This is a genomic window from Ancylobacter vacuolatus, assembly GCF_030813595.1.
Lineage (GTDB): Bacteria > Pseudomonadota > Alphaproteobacteria > Rhizobiales > Xanthobacteraceae > Ancylobacter > Ancylobacter vacuolatus.
In genome coordinates this window covers 342,682-357,487 of record NZ_JAUSUH010000001.1, presented here as the reverse complement: position 1 = coordinate 357,487, position 14,806 = coordinate 342,682, and the positions used below count along the sequence as shown (strand labels likewise).

The following is a 14,806-nucleotide window of genomic DNA, read 5'->3' as shown; positions in this document are numbered from 1 at the left end:
TAGGATGAGGATCGAACGACTTGGCGATGTGGTGATGCACCCCTGCATGACGGAGCAAGAGCGGAAGACGTCTTCCCTTGCGGCACCTGTGCGCTGGGCGATGTTTGCCCTTGCCTGGCTGTGCGTCGGGCTGGGCATTGTCGGTATCGTCACGCCCGTTATGCCCGGCACCGTGTTCCTCATCCTCGCCGCCTGGCTGTTCACCCGCTCCTCGCCGCGCTTCGAGCGCTGGCTGCTCACCCATCCCCGCCTCGGTCCTTCGGTGGTGGCGTGGCGCGCGAGCGGGGCGGTGCCGCGCTGGGCGCAGTTGACCGCGAGCGCCAGCATGGCCGGCAGCTTCGCGCTGCTGGTGGTCATCGGCCTACCGGTTCCGGTGCTGGCGATCATAGGCGCCATCTTTCTCGGCGTGTCGGGCTATCTGCTGACCCGGCCGACCGCATGACACCCGCCGTTCCTGCCGGCCTCATCCTCGCCGGCGGCCTGTCGCGGCGCATGGGCGGCGGCGACAAGGGGCTGCAGCGTCTCGGCGGCGAGACCATCCTCGCGCGCATCGCCCAAAGGCTCGCCCCGCAGGTCTCGCCGCTGCTGTTGAACGCCAATGGGCCCGCAGTGCGTTTCGGCCTTGGCCTGCCTGTGGTGGCGGACACGCTTCCCGGCCATCCCGGCCCGCTCGCCGGCATTCTCGCCGGTCTCGATCATCTGGCGCGCGACGTGCCGGCCACCCGCTTCCTGCTCACCGTGCCGAGCGACTGTCCCTTTCTGCCGCGCGACCTTGCCGCACGGCTGGCGGCGGCGGCGCAGGGCTCAGGGGCGGCCTATGCCGTCTCCGGCGGGCGGGAGCATCCGGTGGTCGGCCTGTGGCCGGTGGCGTCCCGGGATACCCTGCGCCGCCTGCTGGTGGAGGAGGATGAGCGCCGGATGATGAACTGGGCCCGGCACAGCGGCGCCGTTCCGGTGGAATGGCCGCAGGCGCCGGTCGACCCGTTCCTGAACATCAACACACCCGACGACCTTCTGGCGGCCGAGCGCCTGCTCGCGGCCTATCCCGCGCTCTGATCCACCGGCCGCCAGGCGATGCCGGCCACCGGCACGGCGTGCTGGTCGGCGAAATCGGCGATGGCCTCGATATCGGCGAGGTCGATCACCGGGCGCGGGCAGCCCGGCACGACCCGGTCGGAGGCGAGGCCGACGATGAACGGGTCGTCGGGGTAGAGGAAGGGCTTGCCGATCTCCACCCGGTGAATCTCGATCTTGGGATGGCGGTCATGCTTGAAGCCTTCCACCAGCACGAGATCGACCGGCGACAGCCGGGCGACGAGTTCCGGCAGATCGGGTTCGGGGGCGCCGCGCAGTTCGTGCATCAGCGCCCAGCGATTGGCCGAGGAGATCAGCACTTCGCTGGCCCCGACCGTGCGGTGGGTGTGCGAATCCTTGCCCGGCTTGTCGACATCAAAATTGTGATGGGCGTGCTTCACCGTGGAGACACGGTGTCCGCGCCCCACCAGCACGGGAATCAGCCGCGCCAGCAGCGTGGTCTTGCCCGCGCCGCTCCACCCCGCGAATCCGATCAGCCGCATGCACGCCTCCCCTGCCCGTTCCGTCTTTCCGGCACTTCGCGTCGCGACGGCGCTGTCGTCAAGCCGGGAGGCGGCATCGCCCGATCACGCTTTCCGCTTGCCCGCCGCGCCGGCCCGTCCTAACCCCGGCGCGGAAGGGTGCCATGGATCACGACGACGCGCCGCTCAGGCTCGACCTCAAGGGAATGAAGTGCCCGCTGCCGGCGCTGCACACAAGGCGGGCGCTGGCGCGCGCCGCGCCGGGGGCGGTGATCCACATCGACTGCACCGACCCGATGGCGGCGATCGACATTCCCCACCTCGCCCGCCAGGACGGCCATGTGCTGGAAGCGCAGGCGCAGACCGGGGGCGTGCTCTCTTTCCGCATTCGCAAGGGTGATGGAAAAGCGGCTGCTGAAAAAACGGGTGACGGAAAAGCGGGCGCGGCCGGATAGGGTTCAGGCCGGCTGCCAGTCGAAGCGCAGTGGCGCCTCGCGGAAGGCGAAGCGATCGAGATGGCGGGCGACGACGCCCTTCATCTCTTCCAGCATCTCCACATCCGGCGCCTCGATCCGCACCGCCAGCCCCTCCGGCCCGGCCTCCAGCGTGGCGACCGTGCCGCCGGGAAAGCCCACCACGCCCCGCTCGGGGGTGAAGCTCACCTCCAGCTTGTGCGTCCAGTGCTTACAGAGCTGCTGGAGATAGCGGTTGGCATGGGAAGTCGGCACGGTTGCAAAGGTGCTGGGCATGTCGGGGCTGGTCATGACGGGTCTCGACAGGGCGAGGTTCAGCCGAGGATGGCTAATCGGCGGCAAGCTGGTCTATCTAGCGGAAGCTTCTACGCTCCGGGGTCACAGAATGAAACGGCTGCTGCGCCTGCTCACCCTTCTTGCTCTCATCGCACCGATCGTCCACCTCACTGCACTCACCGGTCACGCCAATCCGGCCCATGCGCCGCATCACGGCCAGAGCGCCGCCGCGCCGCTGCCGGGGCGCGCCGATACCCATGTCTATCTGCTGCGTGGGCTGTTTGGCGTGTTCTCGCAAGGACTTGATGCGCTGGCGCAGGAGCTGGTCGCCCAAGGCTATCACGCGGAGATCTATGGCTGGGACGAGGCGCAGCAGGTTATCGCCCTGATCGACCAGCGCGCGCGTGAGGGACATGAAGGCCCCACGATTCTGATCGGCCATTCGCTGGGCGCCAACGCTGTCATAACGGTTGCTAATGCGTTGGAAACGCAGAATATTCCGGTCGACCTCGCGGTCACTTTCGACGCCACGGCGCCCGATCCGGTGCCGCAGAATGTCGCGATTCTCATCAATTTCTGGGCTGCGGACGGCTTCGGCGTGCCGGTTGAGGCGACGCCCGGCTACACCGGCGACCTGGAGAATATCGACCTCTCCGGCCAGCCCGGTATCGACCATACGAGCATCGACACGCTCGATCAGTTCCACCAGACCGTCATCGCCCGGCTGGAATCCCTCACCGGAAACTGACGGCGCTGGCTCACGAAAAGAGAGCCAGCGCAAAGGCTTATTTCAGAGCAGCATCGACGGCACCGCGCACCCACGCTTCGGGCGACACCTTGGCCGCGGCGGCCTTGGCGTTGATAGCGTTGAGAATTGCCGGCGGGAAGGCGACGTCGAGGATCACCGCGTCGGCGCTGTCGAGCGCATAGACGGTGCGGGTGACGCGCGAGGCGAAGGTGGCAAGCTTCGCGGTCTTGGCCGCATCGCTCAGCCCGGTCAGCGCCGCCACGGAGGGGCAGTAGGCGGTGATCACACCATCAATGATCAGCCCCGAGCCGATGCCCTTAGCGCGCAGCGAATCGACCGCCGCGTCCAGCGCGACCGGCGCGTCGAGCCCATCGCCGGTCGGCAGCGCCGCCTTGATGGTGGCGGCATGGGAGGCCTCAATTGTGCTCACTGGGCACTCGAAACCACCCGCCGCCAGAGCCGGCTGGGCAGCGCCGAGGGCAAGGGCGAAGGCCGTGGCCGGGAGAAGCTGTGCGTAGGACATATCAACACCTGCTGCTGAAAACGACTTCAGGAACAACGCCTTTGCGCGTGGTGAGCCCGCTGGGACTCGAACCCAGGACCTCATGATTAAAAGTCACGCGCTCTAACCAGCTGAGCTACGGGCCCCCACGCGAATGGGGATTAAGGGTTTCGCTCCGCGAAGGCAAGCGGCCGTGGCCATTCATGCCCCGCGTTTCGAGGCCCACAGCGATGAGGCGGACAAAGGAGCCGGTCAAACTTGTCCAATTGCACGAATGCAAGACCGCTCCGTCGGTCATGCCGCTTTCGCCCTGCGGCCCGCGGTACTAGGTTCGCGCCATGACATTCACCGGGACCGAGGGTCCCGCGAAACGCGACGAAGGGTGAGACAAATGGCTAAGGTTCTGGTGCTGTATTATTCGACCTATGGTCACATCGAGGCGATGGCCGAAGCTATCGCCGAGGGCGCCCGGGAAGCTGGGGCCGATGTGGCGGTGAAGCGGGTGCCGGAGACGGTTCCCGAGGAAGTCGCCAAGGCCGGCCACTTCAAGCTGGACCACAAGGCGCCGATCGCGACCGTCGATGAACTGAAGGATTATGACGCCATCATCTTCGGCGCGCCGACCCGCTTCGGCACGGTCGCCTCGCAGATGCGCAGCTTCATCGACCAGACCGGTGGCCTGTGGTTCACCGGCGCTCTGGTCGGCAAGGTGGGCTCGGTGTTCACCTCCTCCGCCACCCAGCATGGCGGGCAGGAATCCACCATTCTCGGCTTCGTGCCGACCCTGCTGCATCACGGCATGGTGGTGGTCGGCCTGCCCTACGCCTTCCAGGGCCAGATGGGCGTCGACGAGATCAAGGGCGGCTCGCCTTACGGCGCCGCGACTATCACGGATGGCGACGGCTCGCGCCAGCCTTCCGAGGTCGAACTCGCCGGCGCCCGCTTCCAGGGCAAGCACGTCGCGACCATCGCCGGCAAGCTGGCTGTGTGATCAGCAGGAAGACCGTCATGCCCGGGCTTGTCCCGGGCATCCACGACTTTCCTTCACCAAACTGCAAGACGTGGATCCCGGGGCCAAGCCCGGGGATGACGTCGTGACATGGCCCGGGCCATTGACGGCACGTCGTGCCGACCCGTTGTGTCAAGGGATCCCGGATCGGCCGTCGGCCGTCCGGGATGACGGCAGGTGAAACGGCTTCACCGTGCCGGGATGTCCCCGCGCGCCCAGCCTTCCTTCACTTCGGCCTTGAACGCCTCGAACCGCCCCTGCGCGATCGCGGCGCGGATACCGGCCATCAGGCTCTGGTAATAGGCCAGATTCACCCAGGTCAGCAGCATCGATCCCAGCATCTCCTCGCAGCGCACCAGGTGGTGGAGATAGGCGCGGGAATAGTCGCGCGCCGCCGGACAATCGCTTTCCGCGTCCAGCGGACGCGGGTCGTCCGCGTGGCGGGCGTTCTTCAGGTTGATCTTGCCGAAGCGGGTGAAGGCCTGCGCATGCCGGCCGGCGCGGGTCGGCATCACGCAGTCGAACATGTCGACGCCGCGCGCCACGCTCTCGATGATATCGTCCGGCGTGCCGACGCCCATGAGGTAGCGCGGCTTGTCCTTTGGCAGGATCGGCGTGACAACCTCCAGCATCGCCAGCATCACCGCCTGCGGCTCGCCGACCGCGAGGCCGCCGATGGAATAGCCGGGAAAGTCGATATCGATCAGGCCGCGCGCGGATTGGGTGCGCAGTTCGGCATCGTCGCCGCCCTGCACGATGCCGAACAGCGCGCGTCCCTTCGGCTGCGCCTCGAACGCCCTCTTTGAACGCTCGGCCCAGCGCAGCGAGAGCTGCAGGGCGCGATTTATCTCGTCGCGGCTCGCCGGCAGGCGCACGCACTCATCCAGCTGCATCTGTATATCCGCGCCGAGCAGGCCCTGGATCTCGATCGAGCGCTCGGGCGTCAACTCGTGATAGGCGCCGTCAATGTGCGAACGGAAGGTGACGCCCTTCTCGCTCATCTTGCGTAGGCCCGCCAGCGACATGACCTGGAAGCCGCCGGAATCGGTGAGGATCGGGTGCGGCCAGCGCATCAGCTCGTGTAGCCCGCCAAGCCGTGCCACGCGCTCGGCGCCGGGGCGCAGCATCAGGTGATAGGTGTTGCCGAGCAGGATGTCGGCGCCGAGATCGCGCACCTGCTCGGGATACATCCCCTTCACCGTGCCCGCGGTGCCGACCGGCATGAAGGCCGGCGTGCGGACGACACCGCGCGGCGTGACGACCTCGCCAAGGCGCGCCGCCCCGTCCGTGGCGTGCAGGCGGTAATGGAAATCAGTCTGTTGGCGAGGGTCGGGATTGTTCATGGCCGGGCTTGTGGCAGCAAAAGGCAGGCATCGCCATAGGAATAGAAGCGGTATCCGGTCGCGATCGCGTGCGCATAGGCGCGCTTCTGCGTCTCGTGGCCGACAAAGGCCGCCACCAGCATCACCAGCGTCGAGCGCGGCAGATGGAAATTGGTGAGCATGCCGTCGATGAAGCGGAAGCGGGCGCCGGGAGTGATGAAGATATCGGTCTCACCGCGCCACGCCGTGAGCCGCCCCTCTTCCGACGCGGCGCTCTCGATCAGCCGTGTCGCCGTGGTGCCTATCGTGACCACCTTGCCGCCCCGCGCCTTGACCGCGTTCAGCGCCACAGCCACCTCTGTTGAGACTTCGCCCCATTCGGCATGCATCCGGTGGTCTTCCGTGTCGTCCACCTTCACCGGCAGGAAGGTGCCGGCGCCGACATGCAGGGTGACGCGATGGGTCTCAACCCCGCGCCCCGCCAGCCGCTCGATCAGCTCCGGCGTGAAATGTAGCCCGGCGGTGGGGGCTGCGACGGACCCCTCATGGGCGGCGAACATCGTCTGGTAGTCGGCACGGTCCTGCGCGTCATCGGGGCGCTTGGCGGCGATATAGGGGGGCAGCGGGATATGACCGATGGCCGCGATGGCGGCATCGAGCGCGGCACCGGACGCGTCAAAGCGCAGCGTCACCTCCCCGCCCTCGCCCTTCGCCGCGATGCGTGCGGCGAGCGGCGCCTCACCTTCCGCTGCCGCGAATTCGATGATGTCGCCGGGTGCCAGCCGCTTGCCGGGGCGGGCCAGCGCCAGCCAGCTGTCGGGGTCGAGCCGCTTGTGCAGCATGGCTTCCACCTGCACGCCGTCGCCCTGAGAGGCCGCGCGGCGGCGAATGCCGTCGAGGCGGGCCGGAAACACGCGCGTGTCGTTGACGACGAGTGCATCGCCCGGCGCCAGCAGATCGGGCAGGTCGCGCACCTGCGCGTCGGTGAGTTCCGGCGTGGCGCCGGGCCGCACGACCAGCATGCGCGCCGTGTCGCGCGGCGAGACGGGCCGGAGCGCGATCCGCTCGGGCGGCAGATCGAAATCGAACAGATCGACGCGCATGCGACTAAGCCTGAAATAGCGATCCCGGCGCGCGCCTGGGCGCGGCCGGGATGACGCAGGATCTAAACGTCAGGGTGATCAGGCGGAGACGGTCGCCTTGACGATCTTGTCCGGGTTCTGCACCGGCTCGCCGCGCTTGATCTTGTCGACATTCTCCATGCCTTCGGTCACTTCGCCCCACACGGTGTACTGACCGTCGAGGAAGCCGGCGTCGCCGAAGCAGATGAAGAACTGGCTGTCGCCCGAATCCGGGTGCTGGGCGCGGGCCATGGAGACGGTGCCGCGCACATGGCGACCCTTGTTGAACTCGGCCTTCAGGTTCTTGCCCGAGCCGCCACGGCCCGTGCCCGTCGGATCGCCGGTCTGAGCCATGAAGCCCTCAATGACGCGGTGGAAGACCACGCCGTCATAGAAGCCCTGCTTGGCCAGTTCAGCGATGCGCTGGACATGGCCGGGGGCGAGGTCGGGACGGAAGCGGATGGTGACCGGCCCCTGCGTCGTTTCGAGCAGCAGCGTGGTTTCGGTGGTGTCGGTCATCGGGTCTCTCCTTGCAATGGGTCGGGGATGGGGCGGCGTCACTTGACGTCGGAAGCCACCTTCATCGAAACGATCTTGTCGGGGTTCTGCACCGGCTCGCCGCGCTTGATCTTGTCCACATTCTCCATGCCGGAGACGACCTGACCGACGACCGTGTACTGGCCATTGAGGAACGAGGCGTCGCCGAAGGTGATGAAGAACTGCGAATTGGCGCTATTCGGCGCAGAGGAGCGGGCCATGCCCACCGTGCCGCGCTTGAACGGCACGTTCGAGAACTCGGCCGGCACGTTGGGGTAGCGCGAGCCGCCGGTACCGTTACCGAACTGGCCGTCGCCGGTCTGGGCCATGAAGCCCTCGATGACGCGGTGGAACGGCACATTGTCGTAATAGCCCTCGCGCGCGAGAGTCTTGATGCGCTCGGCGTGCTGGGGCGCAAGGTCCGAACGCAGCACGAAGATCACCGGACCCTTGGTGGTCTGCATGATGATGGCGTTCTGCGGATCGACATTCGGCGGCAGCTTGGGCGCCTGCGCCGAGGCCGGCGCTGCGGCGATCACGGCCAGCGCGCAGGCGACGGAGAGGGCGGCGAAAAGGCGTCGGATCATGGGCATGAACTCCGTTGAGCGATGGCGGGCGCCGCCCGCCGCTAGGCCTCGCGCCGGAACCGGCCGCTGAGGCGGGCCAGAACGGCACTCGGCACGAAGGCGGACACATCGCCGCCCATGGCAGCGATCTGCCGGACCAGAGTGGCGGTGATGGGGCGGGCAATGGGGGAAGCGGGCAGGAAAACGGTCTGCACGCGTGAATTCAACGTCACGTTCATCCCCGCCATCTGCATTTCATAGTCGAGATCGGTGCCATCGCGCAGGCCGCGGATCAAAAGGCTGGCGCCGTGGGCCTCGGCTGCATCCACCACGAGATTGTCGAAGGTGACGCAGTCGAGATGGGCACCCTCTTCCAGAGCGATCGGCGCGAAGACCTCGCGCAGCATCTCCAGCCGCTCCGCCGGAGCGAAGAGCGGCGTCTTGCCGGGATGGACGCCGACGCCCACGACCAGCCGATCCACCAGCCGGGCAGCCGCGCGGGCGACCTCGACATGGCCGTTGGTCGGCGGATCGAACGAGCCAGGATAGAAAGCGGTGCGCGTGGCGCTCATCATCGGCCTCAAGAGTGCGCGGCAAGCGTTAGCGGCCTCCCGCCGCGGACGCAAGCGCCGGCCCAGCGTTGAATGCTCTCACTGCGGCGGAAGCGAGGCGTCAAGGAAGCCGGCAATCTCGTCCGCCACCCGGTGGTGGATGTCGGCCCGCACGGCACCCTCGACATCGCGGCAGACCATGCCGTCGCCTGGCACTTCCTGTTCCAGCAGCTCGCGGCCACCGGGCTTACACAGGTTGAGGAAGCTAAAATGGGTCGCGCCGGGAACGTCGACATAGCGGGTCGCGGCCGGCGGCAGCCCATTGGCAAGATGGCGGGATTCCAGCTCCGCAGGCAAATGTGCGTCGCCGTCATCGGCCGCCATCACCAGTACCCGCACACGCACGCGGCCGAGGCTTTCCGGCTCGAAGCCGCGCGCCAGCCCCAGATCGAGCGAGACCACCGCCTTTACGCGCGGGTCGGACAGATCCTGCTCGAGCGCGGCCCGGGCTTGGCTATCAACGCCGGCGCCAAGCTGGTGGTAGACATCGCAAGCCGCGAGCGTCGTGTTGGCGTGGCAATCGGCGTCGAACCGTGCCGTATCGAACCGCGCGCCGGCGATCTCCATCACCGTCCAGCCGCCAAGCGAATGACCGATCACGGCGACTCGGTCCGGGGAGACGACGCCCGCCCATGCGGGAGCGCGGGTCAGTTCATCGATGACATGGGATATGTCGCGCGGGCGCTCCCACAAACGCCTGCCGACCGCCTTGTCCATGTTGCGACTTGTGGTGCCGGGATGGTTCACAGCCGCGACCACATAGCCTCGCCGGGCAAGATCAACCGCCAGCCACGCCTGATTGAACATGTTTCCGCTGAAGCCATGCGACAGCACGACAAGCGGATGGCTAGCCGGCGCCGGCGGGGCGTTCGGCAGGACCGACTGGCCGACAAAAACCATGTTGTCGCCGATCAGCCTAGCCTCGCCGCTGGCCTGAGTTGGGTACCAGACGGCGATATCGAGCTTCCGACTTCCGTCGCCCGCTGACGTCTGAAACTGCCGGAACCCGATCGCATCACCGGCAATGGCGGACGTAGCGGTGAGAAACGTGGCCAACAGCCAGGCCACGGCGACAAGGGTGACGTGCATGATGCATTCCCCGACCGAACCAGCCAGCGAGCAGGAACCATACCGGAAAGACCGGCGGCGCGGATATATCCGCGCCGCTCAGATGGATAGCCTCGCGACTAAACCGGCGCGTCGCTGGCCTCGCCCTCGCCGCCGAGTGAGTCCTCGCCCTCTTCCTCGGTCACGCGCTCGACCGACACTACCTTCTCGTCCTCGGCCGTGTCGAACACGATCACGCCCTGGCTGCCGCGCCCGACCGTGCGGATGCCGTTGACCGGGCAGCGGATGAGCTGGCCGCCATCGGTGACGAGCATGATCTGGTCGGCTTCCTCCACCGGGAAGGAGGCGACCAGCGGCCCGTTGCGATCGTTGACCGCCATGGCAACGATGCCTTTGCCACCACGTCGCGTGGTGCGGTACTCGTAGGACGAGGTCCGCTTGCCGTAGCCATTCTCCGACAGGGTGAGGATGAACTGCTCCGCCGCGCCCATCGCGACATAGCGCGCCTGGTCGATCTCGGCGGGGGCAACGGTGCCCTCCCCGGCCTCGGCATCAACGATCTCCGCCTCGACGATGTCGGCTTCTTCGATCCCCGCCTCGGAGCCGTTCTCCACGCCGATCTGGCTACGGCGAATAGCGTTGGCGAGCTTGATATAAGCAGCCCGCTCCTCGGCCGTGGCGTCGACATGGCGGATGATGGCCATCGAGATGAGCCGGTCGCCCTCCTCCATCTGGATGCCGCGCACGCCCATGGAATCGCGGCCCTTGAAGACACGGACCTCAGTGACGGGAAAGCGAATACACTGGCCATGCGCGCTGGTCAGAAGCACATCGTCGGCCTCAGTGCAGAGCTGCACGCCGGCGATCGACTCACCCTCTTCGAGCTTCATCGCAATCTTGCCGTTCCGGTTCACATTGGTGAAATCGGACAGCTCGTTGCGCCGCACCGTGCCGGAATTGGTGGCGAACATGATCTGTAGCCGGCTCCAGGCCTCCTCGTCCGGAAGTGCCATGATCGACGTGATGCGTTCGCCCTCGGTCAGCGGCAGGATGTTCACCAGCGCCTTGCCGCGCGATTGCGGGGCAGACATCGGCAGGCGCCAGACCTTGAGCTTGTAGACCTGGCCCTTGGAGGAGAAGAACAGCACGGGCGCGTGGGTGGAAGCCACGAAGATGCGGGTGACGAAATCCTCGTCCTTGGTCTGCATCGCCGAGCGGCCCTTGCCGCCGCGTCGCTGGGCCCGATAGGTGGAAAGCGGCACGCGCTTTACATAGCCGGCGTGGGACACAGTGACGACCATGTCCTCGCGCGCGATCAGGTCCTCGTCCTCGAAGTCGCCTTCGGCCTCGATGATCTCGGTTTTGCGCGGGGTACCGAACTCCGCCTTCACCGCCAGCAACTCGTCCTTGACGATGGTGCGGATCCGCTCGCGGCTGCCAAGAATGTCGAGATATTCGCGGATCTCGACGGCAATCTTGTCAAGTTCATCCGCCACCTCGTCGCGGCCAAGCGCCGTGAGGCGCTGCAGGCGCAGGTCGAGAATGGCACGTGCCTGCTCGGCGGAGAGCCGATAGGTACCGTCTTCCGCCAGACGGTGGCGCGGATCGTCGATCAGCGCGATGAGCGGAGCCACATCCATGGCCGGCCAGTGCCGGGTCATCAGCGCCTCACGGGCGGTTGCCGGATCGGGCGAGGTGCGGATGGTGTGGATGATCTCGTCAATATTGGCGACAGCGATCGCGAGACCCACCAGCACATGCGCGCGGTCACGCGCCTTGCGCAGCAGAAACTTAGTGCGCCGGCTCACGACATCTTCGCGGAAGGCGACAAAGGCGGTCAGCAGATCCAGCAGGTTCATCAAGGCGGGCTTGCCGCCATTGAGCGCCACCATATTGGCGCCGAACGAGGTCTGCAGCGATGTCATGCGGTAGAGATTGTTCAGCACGACGTCGGCCTGGGCGTCGCGCTTGATCTCGAACACGACGCGCATGCCCTCGCGCGACGACTCGTCGCGCATCTCGGCGATGCCTTCCAGCCGCTTCTCGCGCACCAGTTCAGCGATCCGCTCGATCATCGTCGCCTTGTTCACCTGATAGGGAATGGCGGTGACGATGATGGCGTCGCGGTCCTTGCGGATTTCCTCGATCGTGGCGCGTGAGCGCATGACGATAGAGCCGCGGCCTGTGAGATAGGCCTGGCGGATGCCGCTGCGCCCGAGAATGAGCGCGCCGGTGGGAAAATCAGGGCCGTGAATGTAGTCGAGCAGCTTCTCGATATCGAGCGAGGGGTCGTCGATCAGCGCCACGCAGGCATCCACCACCTCGCCGAGATTATGCGGCGGGATATTGGTGGCCATGCCGACGGCGATGCCGCCGGCGCCATTGACCAGCAGATTGGGGTAGCGGGCAGGCAGAACTGTCGGCTCCTGCTCGCGGCCGTCATAGTTGGCCTGGAAGTCGACCGTATCCTTGTCGAGGTCGTCCAGCAGGGTCATCGCCGGCTTGGCGAGGCGCACCTCGGTATAGCGCTCGGCCGCCGGGGGATCGCCGTCGACGGAGCCGAAATTGCCCTGACCGTCGATCAGCGGCAGGCGCATCGAGAAATCCTGTGCCAACCGCACCAGCGCGTCATAGATCGCCTGGTTGCCGTGCGGGTGGTACCGGCCCATCGTGTCGCCGGTGACGCGGGCGGACTTATTGTAGGGCCGCTCGGGCGTGTAGTTGTTCTCGCGCATGGAGAACAGAATGCGCCGATGCACCGGCTTGAGGCCGTCGCGCACATCGGGAAGCGCGCGCGAAACGATGACGCTCATCGCGTAATCGAGATAGCTGCGCGAGAGCTCATCGGTGATCGAAACGGGCCGAATGTCCGAAGGACCGCCGCCCTCCGGAGTCAAAGTATCGGAATCGGACAAGGAATCGTCTTTCCGTGGTTGCGGAACATGTTTGCCTGTTTAGCCGATTCCGCTCCGAAAGGCCAGCAACGGCGCATTTTCGGCGCCGCTAAAAACGCTGATACGTCAAAAACTTACAGCCGCATTTCCGCAGCATTGCCGGAACGTGGCGTAAGCGTGGCGGGGAGATGCGTCCGGCAGCCGGGGCCGCCCCCTTGGCAGCGCGACGCGCAGGCGATCTTATAACGCGGTACCGTACCGACACTGCGTCGTGCGCGGGCGGTTGACCGGCGGCTGCGGCGGACGGAACAGCAAAGGGGGCACGCCGTGCTGGACTATGTGTTCTCGGCGATCGTCACCATGCTTGTGGTGATCGATCCGATCGGCCTCGCGCCGCTGTTCCTGGCGGTAACCACGGACCTGACGAGCGCCGAGCGGCGGCTGGTGGCGTTGCGCTCGGCCGCCATCGCCCTGGCGATATTGGTGGCTTTCGGGCTCGTTGGTGCGCCGCTGCTGGCGGCGCTGGGCATCACCCTGCCCGCCTTTCGCATCGCTGGCGGGCTGCTGCTGTTTGCGATCTCGTTCGAGATGGTGTTCGGCCGCCGCACCGAGCGTAAATTCGACCCCTCGGAAGTCGCGCAGCGCGACAAGCTGCTGCGGACGCTCGCGGTGTTCCCGCTCGCCATACCTTTGATGGCGGGCCCCGGGGCCATCACCGCCATGCTGCTGCTGGCCGGTGAGGCGCGGGGCGATCTAGGATTGCTGGCGTTGCTCTTTTTCATCACCGCGCTGGTGATCGGCAGTTGCCTCGCCGTTTTCCTCGCCGCCGAGCGCATGGACAAGGCGCTCGGCGTCACCGGCAATGTGATCTTGTCACGCCTGCTCGGCATCGTGCTGGCGGCACTGGCCGTGCAGTTCGTCATCGACGGGATAAGGGCGTCGTTTTTAGCCTAAGGCACCACAGGCCTCCCGCAACCCGTGCGCTTGAGCGCGGTAACCTTGCCAGCCGCAGCGTCCATATCTTGTATCAGCTTCGGATCGGCTGCCCACGCACAATACTTCGCGATATCGGCATAAAGCTGCTGAAATTGCCCATCGTTCGGCTTGTCAGGCAGATCTGCAATCGTACGCCTTAGCTCGTGGATATTCCATTGGGTGGGATAACGCGCATAGAGCTCGTTGAGTGTGGACCGGGCGCCGGCAACATCACGATCCAATAGCTGCTGGAACGCCTTGTCATATTCCGTCCGAACAACTCCCCCTGTTCTCTCTGAAATGATCGTCGCATCAATGAAACGTTCGTAACGGCTGAGGAGACTTTCGAGTTTTTCGATTTTCTGAGTGTCGTTCAGTGCAGCGGTTTCTATGATCTTGGCGAGAAGGGCGTTTAGCACCTCGCGGGAGTCGCCCGTCAATTGCACTGACACTTCCAGCTTGTCGTATTTGAAGCGCGCGGTGTTCTGCAAGAGCACAGCGATGGGCGCGCTGAACCACCAGATCAGCACGCCAACCGCTAATATCGCCAACACCCTGAATAAAAAGGAGAGGAGGACGACCCAGCCTGTCCCTGCTGCACGCACTTGTTCCGATGGTGATTGCGTGACCATGCCCCTCTCCTACATGCCGAGAGAACAGGTTACCTCTTTCGATTAGTAATGCAATTCATGCGAGCAGACCCGTGTCGCTTCTTCCTGTGCTGGCCACCACGTGCGGTATAATAAGAGCTGTTTCCCTAGAGCCGCGGTCCGGCAGCCCGCCGCAACCGCCGAACAGCACCTGGCTCATGATCCGGCCCGGCCAGAAGGTGAACAGCCCGGCGGCGATGAGGCCCCAGTAGAACAGGCTGGTCTTGCCCGCGCGTGGCGGGTCACGTCGCCGCGGTGCGCCCGCAGTAGCGCCAGCGGAAGGGACACGATAACGAACAGCGAGAGTATATGGATGGGCCCGAACGGCCCGAACCAGCGCATCCCGTGAATCCAGAAGGATGAGACCGCCACTGTGGCCAAAAGCCCCGACCACAGCCAGCCGAGGGAGCGGTGCGGCAGCGTGCCCTTAGGCGCGGCGAGCTGGACCGTGCCGAGGGCCAGCGTCGCCATGGCGCAGAAGGCGTGGATCCGTATCGC

General features: G+C 66.0%; 18 protein-coding genes and 1 tRNA gene. 6 read left to right on the top strand and 13 right to left on the bottom strand.

Translation table 11 applies throughout. The features are described 5' to 3' along the window. Positions 1-4 precede the first annotated feature (4 nt). Entirely contained in the window at positions 5-442 is a 438-nt protein-coding gene (locus J2S76_RS01725; protein ID WP_307056935.1) for a YbaN family protein, read from the top strand. Further along, entirely contained in the window at positions 439-1,056 is a 618-nt protein-coding gene (mobA, locus tag J2S76_RS01720; protein WP_307056933.1) for a molybdenum cofactor guanylyltransferase MobA, read from the top strand. Before J2S76_RS01725 ends, mobA begins: the two co-directional genes overlap by 4 nt. Here the strand turns inward: mobA and mobB are convergent. Then, the gene (mobB, locus tag J2S76_RS01715; RefSeq protein WP_307056931.1) at positions 1,041-1,577 is read right to left on the bottom strand and encodes a molybdopterin-guanine dinucleotide biosynthesis protein B; all 537 of its coding nucleotides are present in this window, start codon (positions 1,575-1,577) and stop codon (positions 1,041-1,043) included. The two genes, mobA and mobB, sit on opposite strands and share 16 nt — an antisense overlap. A 143-nt stretch (positions 1,578-1,720) precedes the next feature. Between mobB and J2S76_RS01710 the strand changes: the two genes are divergently transcribed. After that, the gene (locus J2S76_RS01710) at positions 1,721-2,011 is read left to right on the top strand and encodes a sulfurtransferase TusA family protein (protein ID WP_307056929.1); all 291 of its coding nucleotides are present in this window, start codon (positions 1,721-1,723) and stop codon (positions 2,009-2,011) included. Between the two features lie 3 nt (positions 2,012-2,014). Here J2S76_RS01710 and J2S76_RS01705 read toward each other — a convergent pair whose 3' ends face one another. Further along, positions 2,015-2,305 (bottom strand): DUF2218 domain-containing protein, encoded by a 291-nt coding sequence (locus J2S76_RS01705; RefSeq protein WP_307057709.1) that lies wholly within the window; start codon positions 2,303-2,305, stop codon positions 2,015-2,017. A 109-nt stretch (positions 2,306-2,414) separates the two neighbouring features. Here J2S76_RS01705 and J2S76_RS01700 point away from each other — a divergent pair, with 109 nt between their 5' ends. Further along, the gene (locus J2S76_RS01700) at positions 2,415-3,053 is read left to right on the top strand and encodes an alpha/beta fold hydrolase (protein WP_307056927.1); all 639 of its coding nucleotides are present in this window, start codon (positions 2,415-2,417) and stop codon (positions 3,051-3,053) included. Between the two features lie 37 nt (positions 3,054-3,090). On the opposite strand, the gene J2S76_RS01695 is transcribed toward J2S76_RS01700, so the two are convergent. After that, positions 3,091-3,576: a hypothetical protein gene (locus J2S76_RS01695; RefSeq protein ID WP_307056925.1), complete on the bottom strand. Its 486-nt coding sequence runs from the start codon at positions 3,574-3,576 to the stop codon at positions 3,091-3,093. 48 nt (positions 3,577-3,624) lie between these two features. After that, positions 3,625-3,701: transfer RNA gene (locus J2S76_RS01690), tRNA-Lys, on the bottom strand. 245 nt (positions 3,702-3,946) lie between these two features. Between J2S76_RS01690 and wrbA the strand changes: the two genes are divergently transcribed. Then, the gene (gene wrbA, locus J2S76_RS01685; protein ID WP_307056923.1) at positions 3,947-4,546 is read left to right on the top strand and encodes an NAD(P)H:quinone oxidoreductase; all 600 of its coding nucleotides are present in this window, start codon (positions 3,947-3,949) and stop codon (positions 4,544-4,546) included. Positions 4,547-4,752: 206 nt separating this feature from the next. Here the strand turns inward: wrbA and tgt are convergent, their stop codons facing one another. The 7 genes from tgt to gyrA all read right to left on the bottom strand — a co-directional run bounded on the left by tgt (position 4,753) and on the right by gyrA (position 12,704). Next, the gene (tgt, locus tag J2S76_RS01680) at positions 4,753-5,907 is read right to left on the bottom strand and encodes a tRNA guanosine(34) transglycosylase Tgt (RefSeq protein WP_307056920.1); all 1,155 of its coding nucleotides are present in this window, start codon (positions 5,905-5,907) and stop codon (positions 4,753-4,755) included. Next, a complete protein-coding gene (gene queA / locus J2S76_RS01675) occupies positions 5,904-6,989 on the bottom strand; it encodes a tRNA preQ1(34) S-adenosylmethionine ribosyltransferase-isomerase QueA (protein ID WP_307056918.1) in 1,086 nt (361 codons plus the stop codon). Before queA ends, tgt begins: the two co-directional genes overlap by 4 nt. 78 nt (positions 6,990-7,067) lie before the next feature. After that, entirely contained in the window at positions 7,068-7,526 is a 459-nt protein-coding gene (locus tag J2S76_RS01670; protein WP_018391009.1) for a peptidylprolyl isomerase, read from the bottom strand. 38 nt (positions 7,527-7,564) lie between these two features. Beyond that, on the bottom strand, positions 7,565-8,131 hold the full coding sequence (locus J2S76_RS01665; protein WP_307056915.1) for a peptidylprolyl isomerase: 567 nt from the start codon (positions 8,129-8,131) through the stop codon (positions 7,565-7,567). 41 nt (positions 8,132-8,172) lie between these two features. Beyond that, the gene (gene coaD / locus J2S76_RS01660) at positions 8,173-8,682 is read right to left on the bottom strand and encodes a pantetheine-phosphate adenylyltransferase (RefSeq protein ID WP_307056913.1); all 510 of its coding nucleotides are present in this window, start codon (positions 8,680-8,682) and stop codon (positions 8,173-8,175) included. 78 nt (positions 8,683-8,760) lie between these two features. Continuing rightward, entirely contained in the window at positions 8,761-9,810 is a 1,050-nt protein-coding gene (locus J2S76_RS01655; RefSeq protein ID WP_307056912.1) for an alpha/beta hydrolase family protein, read from the bottom strand. Between the two features lie 98 nt (positions 9,811-9,908). Beyond that, the gene (gene gyrA, locus J2S76_RS01650; protein ID WP_307056910.1) at positions 9,909-12,704 is read right to left on the bottom strand and encodes a DNA gyrase subunit A; all 2,796 of its coding nucleotides are present in this window, start codon (positions 12,702-12,704) and stop codon (positions 9,909-9,911) included. Between the two features lie 306 nt (positions 12,705-13,010). On the opposite strand from gyrA, the gene J2S76_RS01645 reads away from it, so the two are divergent. Further along, on the top strand, positions 13,011-13,637 hold the full coding sequence (locus J2S76_RS01645; protein WP_307056909.1) for a MarC family protein: 627 nt from the start codon (positions 13,011-13,013) through the stop codon (positions 13,635-13,637). On the opposite strand, the gene J2S76_RS01640 is transcribed toward J2S76_RS01645, so the two are convergent. Continuing rightward, positions 13,634-14,290 (bottom strand): hypothetical protein, encoded by a 657-nt coding sequence (locus tag J2S76_RS01640; RefSeq protein ID WP_307056907.1) that lies wholly within the window; start codon positions 14,288-14,290, stop codon positions 13,634-13,636. The genes J2S76_RS01645 and J2S76_RS01640 overlap by 4 nt on opposite strands. Before the next feature lie 174 nt (positions 14,291-14,464). Then, complete coding sequence (locus J2S76_RS01635) at positions 14,465-14,779, bottom strand: DUF2306 domain-containing protein (RefSeq protein ID WP_307056905.1); 315 nt, start codon at positions 14,777-14,779, stop codon at positions 14,465-14,467. Positions 14,780-14,806: the final 27 nt, after the last annotated feature.